General features: G+C 71.4%; 6 protein-coding genes and 3 pseudogenes. 4 read left to right on the plus strand and 5 right to left on the minus strand.

Annotation, left to right across the window (positions count from 1 at the left end; translation table 11 throughout):
- On the plus strand, positions 1–280 hold a 280-nt coding region (locus AB0P35_RS41160; protein ID WP_363521546.1), incomplete at its 5' end, for an ABC transporter permease subunit.
- 595 nt (positions 281–875) lie between these two features.
- Here AB0P35_RS41160 and AB0P35_RS41165 read toward each other — a convergent pair.
- The 4 genes and pseudogenes from AB0P35_RS41165 to AB0P35_RS41180 all read right to left on the minus strand — a co-directional run.
- The gene (locus AB0P35_RS41165; protein WP_363521549.1) at positions 876–1,355 is read right to left on the minus strand and encodes a flavin reductase family protein; all 480 of its coding nucleotides are present in this window, start codon (positions 1,353–1,355) and stop codon (positions 876–878) included.
- 1,053 nt (positions 1,356–2,408) lie between these two features.
- Entirely contained in the window at positions 2,409–2,795 is a 387-nt protein-coding gene (locus AB0P35_RS41170) for a PPOX class F420-dependent oxidoreductase (protein ID WP_363521552.1), read from the minus strand.
- A gap of 192 nt (positions 2,796–2,987) precedes the next feature.
- Complete coding sequence (locus AB0P35_RS41175; protein ID WP_363521554.1) at positions 2,988–3,278, minus strand: SDR family NAD(P)-dependent oxidoreductase; 291 nt, start codon at positions 3,276–3,278, stop codon at positions 2,988–2,990.
- A 113-nt stretch (positions 3,279–3,391) separates the two neighbouring features.
- A pseudogene (locus AB0P35_RS41180) lies at positions 3,392–3,748 on the minus strand (SDR family NAD(P)-dependent oxidoreductase); the annotation flags it as partial.
- Between the two features lie 110 nt (positions 3,749–3,858).
- On the opposite strand from AB0P35_RS41180, the gene AB0P35_RS41185 reads away from it, so the two are divergent.
- The 3 genes and pseudogenes from AB0P35_RS41185 to AB0P35_RS41195 all read left to right on the plus strand — a co-directional run.
- On the plus strand, positions 3,859–4,467 hold the full coding sequence (locus AB0P35_RS41185; RefSeq protein ID WP_363521557.1) for a TetR/AcrR family transcriptional regulator: 609 nt from the start codon (positions 3,859–3,861) through the stop codon (positions 4,465–4,467).
- A 253-nt stretch (positions 4,468–4,720) separates the two neighbouring features.
- Positions 4,721–4,969 (plus strand): annotated as a pseudogene (locus AB0P35_RS41190) (hypothetical protein); the annotation flags it as partial.
- Positions 4,970–5,068: 99 nt separating this feature from the next.
- Positions 5,069–5,365: pseudogene (locus tag AB0P35_RS41195) on the plus strand (non-reducing end alpha-L-arabinofuranosidase family hydrolase); the annotation flags it as partial.
- 154 nt (positions 5,366–5,519) lie between these two features.
- On the opposite strand, the gene AB0P35_RS41200 reads toward AB0P35_RS41195, so the two are convergent.
- On the minus strand, positions 5,520–6,338 hold an 819-nt coding region (locus tag AB0P35_RS41200; RefSeq protein ID WP_363521560.1), incomplete at its 5' end, for an AbfB domain-containing protein.

Here is a 6,338-nt window from a genome sequence, read left to right on the forward strand (position 1 = left end):
GCTCCGGCACATCCTGCCCAACGCGGTCGCCCCGATCATCGTCGTGGCCACCATCGCGCTCGGCACCTACATCGCCCTGGAGGCCACCCTGAGCTACCTCGGCGTCGGCCTCAAACCGCCCACCGTCTCCTGGGGCATCGACATCTCCTCGGCCTCGACGACCTTCCGCAACGCGCCGCACATGCTGCTCTACCCGGCCGGGGCGCTGAGCCTCACCGTCCTCGCGTTCATCATGCTCGGCGACGCCGTCCGCGACGCACTCGACCCGAAGCTGCGCTGAGAGGAATCACGTCCGAGCCGAGGCCCGAGGGCGGGGTGGGCGCGGTCTGTTGTGGTGGGGGTAGCGGCCCAGAGCGGTCGCGGCCGGATGCCCGGCACGAGGGAGTTGGCCCGAACCGATTTTTCGGTTCCGTTGGTGTTTCGACCGCGCAGTCTGTGGAGACGGTCGGTGGGGCCGGCACCGGCCGGGGCGGGTGATGCAGCCCAGTAGCCGGCGCAGTCGTCGACAGTGCCGAACGGCGGACAACCGGCGGTGGGCGCAGGGCGGAGGTCGACGAAGACTTCGCTGAACGGGGCCGCACCAACCCGATGAAGCAGGCCGAACCGGTTACCCCGTAGGCCGGTGCCCTCGCGGGAGGCGCCGCGGCCGCCGCGGGCTCCGGCCGAGCGCATCACGTTCGCCTGGTTCGGATTGGTGGCCAGTGCCTGCCCGTAGTGGGCGTCGAGTTCCCGCGGGCTGAGCCCGGAGCGCTTCTCGCCCTGGGAGGGCCGCTCGCCCCTCAGCTCCTGCGCGGCCGCCAGGGAGGCGCGCCTCCTCGCTCCTACCGGCGCGCCTTCACCAGCACGCTGTAGCGAACCGGGCAGGGCTGCCGACCTCAGGCCGGGTGTCCGGCGTCGATGTCGTCGACGTCGCCGAAGCAGAGCACCGGATCGGCCGCTTCCGGCACCCGGGCGGCGACCGGGGCGAGGAGGAAGCCGGTGTGGTCGCCCCAGTCGGCGTGGTCGAGCACCCGGCCGGCGAACCAGCCGGGGACGCCGGCGAGGACCGGCACACCGTCGGGCCCGGCGAACCAGGCGACCTCGCGGAACTTGTCCACCTCGTCGCCGGTCGCCCCGCCGAACAGCTCCGCCAGCCGGTGGTCGCGCGGCAGGAGGTGGACGGCCAGGACCCTGGCCCGGCAGGCGACCCCGTACGTGTGGTTCGCCTTCGAGAGCCACACGACGAACCGTGGCGGATCGATCGAGCACTGTCCGGCGAAGCCCACCAGGCAGCCCGCCCGCTCGTCCTCCGCCGCGGCAGTGACCACGAACACGGGGTAGTCCAGCAGTGCGACGAACCTCTCGAACGCCTCCACGACCAGGGGTCCTCTCATCAGGCGGCCGGCGGGACCGGCCCGCAGCGGGACGACGGTGCCCGGGTTCCCTGGCCGGGCCGAGCAACTCGCCGGTTTCGACCGGGGCGCACTCCTCGGACCGGTGGAGGCCAGATCCGCAGCCGTTCGCCGGCGTGGTGCGGACGAGCGCGTCGCCCGGTGCCTCGATCCGCGGGTCGTCGACCGCACGGTTCTCCGGAGCCGGGCACCGTTCCGCGACTGCCCGCGGTGCCGGGCGGCAAACCAGTGCGCACCTCGACGTCCGCCGGGGCACCGGTGACCGCCGCGGTGGACGCGGTCGGCGGCAGCTCGTACACCGCGAAGGCGCGCCGGATCACCGGCCGGGCGACGTTGCGTACCGGGACCTCCGCCTGCCGTCATGCCGCGTTCGCAACCCACGTAGGCGTGTCCGTGCGCGGCCAGGTCGGCGCCGCCGGCGTCGATCGCTCGTCCCCACCACGACCGGCTGCGTCACCGCCGGTGCCGCACCGGACAGAACCGCCGCGGCACCGGCAGCGCCCGCGGCCCGCGTCCGCCCGGGCTCGCGAACCCCTCCCGGCCCGCGGTGCCGCGGGCAGTCGGCCCCGGACAACGCACCGCCGCGTCGCCGCGGCAGGATCCGGCTCTGGGCCGCCAACCTGGGGCAGGGTGCATGTGTGGACGAATACGACGTGAACGAGGCGATGCAGCAGGCACTCGACCGACTGACCACGCTCGCGCACATCAGCTCTGCCTTGGCCGGAACTTTGGACGCCCGGGCCGGGCTGGAGCGGGCTTGCCGGATCCTCGCGCAGCGGCTGGGCGACTGGTGCGCGATCGACCTGCTCGCCGACGAAGGGCGCCTGCAGCGGACCTGCGCCGCGCGCCATGGCACCCCGCAGCACGGCGGCCGCGCTGAGCAGCCGGGGACGCCGGAGAGTGCGACCGGTCCGCTCGCCCGGGTGCTGCGCGACGCAGGCCCCTGCTGCTCACCAGCGTCCGTCCGGGCGGGCACCTCACAGGCTTCGGGCGTCGCGCCCGGCTCCCGCCGGACCGCTACGCTGCGAGGCGCACACGGATGCCCAGCGTCCTGTCTCCTCCCCGGCTCAGCCGACTGTTGAGGATCATGAGGCGGCCGAGGATGCCGTACTTGCGGGCGATGAGCGAGCGGTAGCGGGCACCGGTCGCCTCGTCGACGACCTCGGCAGTTGCCGGGACCTGGTCGCCCGTCGGGTTGCCACGCCGGTCGCAGGGGCCGATGAGGATGTCGCTGCGTGCCCGGATCCGCTTGACCTTCCAGGAGTCGGCGGGGGTTCGCATGCCCAGCGTGTCACCGTCACGTACCACCCATACCGGGGTGGCGACCGGGGTGCCGTTCTTGCGATAGCTGGTGACCAGCAGGTACTTGCCGGTGCCGAGCTGCTTCAGCAGCGTGTCGTCCATGATGCTTCTCTCTTCCTTGCTGTCGAGTTCGGCGCACCGACCGGTGGCATCGACCGATGGGGCGGTTTCCGCGTCGACGCCGCCGGGGGCACTCCGGTCGGCCGCCCCCAAGGGCGCGAGGCCCTCCGCCCGCCGGAGTTCCCTGCGCCTACAGGACAGGGCCGGCTCCGAGCGCGGTGGCAGTGACGGTGCTCAGACCTGCTCGGTGGGGCGTACGAGCAGTTCGGCGACGGCCACGTGCCGCGGGCGGGTGACGATGAAGCCGACGCTCTCGGCGACGTCCTGGCTCTGCAGCCGCTCGATGCCCCCCATGACGGCGGCGAGCTGCTGTTGTACGACGTCCGAGTTGTGGCTGCGCAGTTCCGTGTCGACGCTGCCCGGCTCGACCACGGACACGCGAACGTGCTGGCGGGCCAGTTCCTGGCGCAGCGCCTCGCTGAACGCACCGACACCGAACTTGGTGGCGCAGTACACCGCCTGCATGGCGTAGGCGTTGCGCCCGGAGAGCGAGCCGATGTTGACGATGTCGGCGACCTGACGCGGCCCGTCGGCGGCGGCCTGACCAGGTGGGGGACGGCCGCGTGGGAGGTGTACAGCAGGCCCATGAGGTTGATGTCGATCATGCGGCGCCATTCGTTCAGGTCCGCACTGGGGGCGGGCCCGAGCAGCATGAGGCCGGCGTTGTTGACCACGGTGTCCAGACGGCCCAGGCCCTCGACGGCCCGCTCGACCGCTTCCGCGGCGGCCTGGGCGTCGGTGATGTCGGCGGGCACGGCCAGGGCTTTGCCACCGGCACTGTTGATCTGTGTGGCGAGGGCGGCGAGGCGGTCCTCGCGGCGGCCGACGAGGGCCACGGAGGCGCCTTCGCGGGCCAGCTCCAGGGCGGTGGCGCGGCCGATGCCGCTGGATGCCCCGGTGACCAGGGCGACGGTTCCTTCGAGACGACGAGTCATGGTTCGAGCCTTTCGATTGCGATGGAGTACGGCCGCGTCGCACGGGGCGTACTGGACTGAGGGATACGGCCCTGGTCGGTCCAGGGCCGAGTCGAAGGCACAATGAGGACGTGAGCATCAGCAGGCAGCAGACCACCGACACGACGCGTCAGGGGACCAAGGCGGACGGAGGGCTGTCGCCCCGCGAGCGCCTGGTACAGGCCGCTTCGCGGCTGTTCTACTACGAGGGCGTCCGTGCGATCGGCGTGGAGCGGCTGATCGCCGAGGCCGGGGTGACGAAGGCGACCTTCTACCGCCACTTCGCCGCCAAGGACGACCTGGTCGTGGCCTACCTGCTGACCAAGGACGCCTACTACAAAGAGGTGGCCGAACCGCTGGCCGCCGCGTACCCGCCCGCCGAAGCGATCGACCTGATCTTCGAGGCCATCGCCGAGCACGCCCGCGAGCGGGGCTTTCGCGGATCGCCGTTCCTGAACGCGGCCGCCGAGTACCCGGACGCCGACCACCCGGTCCGCCGCCTGGTGACGTCGCACCGCGACTGGATCCGCAGCCTCTTCCAGAACCTGCTCGCCCGCCTCGGCCACACCGCCCCGGAGTCGGCGGCCGGTGCCCTGCTGATGCTGTACGACGGGGCGATGGCGGCCGGCTACCTGGACGATTCGACGGCCGCCCACAAGACGCTGCTGGACGCGGTCCGCCTGATCCGATCCGGTGGCTGACCCCGGCACGGCCGCGCAGAGCATCGGCTCCGTGCGGCCTCGCGGCCGGGCCGGGACTCGGACTGACTTCATGGAATCCTCTGATCGCTCGTCGATGTGCATCGGCGACCCATGGCAGCTCCCCAGGGAGGTGGCCCGGTCGGGACGGCCTTATCAGCAGCCCAACCGGTAGGAAGACCGGTCGTTCTACCGCTCGGTGGTAGCGCCCGTGGCGCCCGTGCGCTAACGGTCGCCCCTTGTGCGGCGGCCCTCACTGACCGCCCTGGCCATCGATCCCCTCAACTCCGGGCACCTGATGTACGGCAGCGGCATCCGGCGCAGCAAGGACGCCGCCACCACCGACAGCGGCGGCACCAGCCACTGGACCTCGGGAGCCCGCGGGCTGGAGAAGACCGCGCTGGCGGACGCGATCGCGCCGCCCGGCGGCGCCACCCTCATCACCTCGATGGGCGACCAAGGCGGTTTCCGGTACGACTCCCTGGCCAAGGTGCCCACCGGGCGGCCGCGCCGACGCCGGGACCGCTGCAGGTGCCCTCGCGGTCCGGGGCGGCTTCGCCCTGACGGGATGAGGGCCGCGTCGATCTCCGGCTCGACGAAAACTGTTGAGGCGCAGGGTGCGAACGGGCGCTACTTCCGCTCCTTCACGGCCTCCAGCCTGGGCGGTTCGTGGACCCCGCAGGCCAGCACCGAAAGCAGCCCCTTCGCGGGCAAGGCCAACAGCGGTGCCACCTGGACCAACGACATCAGCCACGGCGACCTGGTCCGCAACAACCCCGACCAGACCATGACCATCGACCCCTGCAATCTGCAGTTCCTCTACCAGGGCAAGTCCCCCACCGCGAGCGGCCCCTACGACCGACTGCCGTGGCGGCCGGGCGTCCTCACCCTGCAGCGCTGACCCGCCTGATCCACGGGTGATCGCGATCGGGTGCATTCTGCCGGCACGTGGACGAGCGGTCTACGGATTCACGCCCGCTCCACCAGGCGAACAGCCGGCCGTGTGAATAGGGGATGCCGGCGCTCTCCTCGGAGGCGCCGGCATCCCGGTCGGGTCAGCTGGTCACGCGGAAGGTGGCGTCACCGCGTGCGGTCGCGGTGGTGATCGGGTCGAGCCGCAACTCGTACGCGTAGTGCCGGATGTAGTGGTCGGGGTGGTTGTACGACTGGAACGACGACCAGGTCGAGTCGGCCAGCCCGGCGACCTGGCGGAAGGCGGCGTCCTGGGCGAACTGGCTGCTGCCGTCGTTGTAGACGAGCTGGAAGTCGAAGTTGGAGTGCCGCAGGAAGTACCCGGGGAAGTTCACCGACTCGAAGGAGACGGTGCCGGAGCCCGCGAGGCCGGTCCGCAGCCGGAACCGGGAGTCGTCGAGGGGGTTGACGTTCGGGTCGATGCGCACGTCGAAGTTGGTGTGCCGCACGTACCGGTCCTGGAAGTTGAACGACTGGTGCCGCTGGGCGGGGGTGTTGGGCCAGCGGGCGAGCACGCGGCTCTCCTCGGCGGCCGTCAGGTTGAGGATCCAGCCGTGGCGCTTCTTCGTGCCGCCCATGTTGTAGCTTCGCGATGCCTGCTTCTGGTAGGCGGCGGGGTTGGACGGATCGGTCGTCAGGACCGGCATGTAGCCGCCTCCTGAGGCGTACTGGTCGAGGTAGAGGGCCCACTTGTCGGTGCCGTTGAACTTCATCCACATCGGGCCCTCGACCTGGGACCCGGTCAAACCGATGCCGGAGAGGTTGCCGAGGTTGGTCCACGTCCCGAGGATCGAGTTGCTGCCCTCAAGGGTGATCTGTCCGTCACCGGAGGCCCGCACGTAGCGGAAGTTGCCGACGCCCGACGGCACCTCGATGATCTGGGTGTCGATGATGTTCTGGGT

Source organism: Kitasatospora sp. NPDC085879, from assembly GCF_040686255.1.
Classification (GTDB): domain Bacteria; phylum Actinomycetota; class Actinomycetes; order Streptomycetales; family Streptomycetaceae; genus Kitasatospora.

Bases quoted from the DNA above. Each gene is read 5' to 3' on its own strand.
- AB0P35_RS41175 (WP_363521554.1), bottom strand. From the start codon at position 3,278: ATGCAGGCGGTGTACTGCGCCACCAAGTTCGGTGTCGGTGCGTTCAGC.
- AB0P35_RS41170 (WP_363521552.1), bottom strand. From the start codon at position 2,795: ATGGACGACACGCTGCTGAAGCAGCTCGGCACCGGCAAGTACCTGCTG.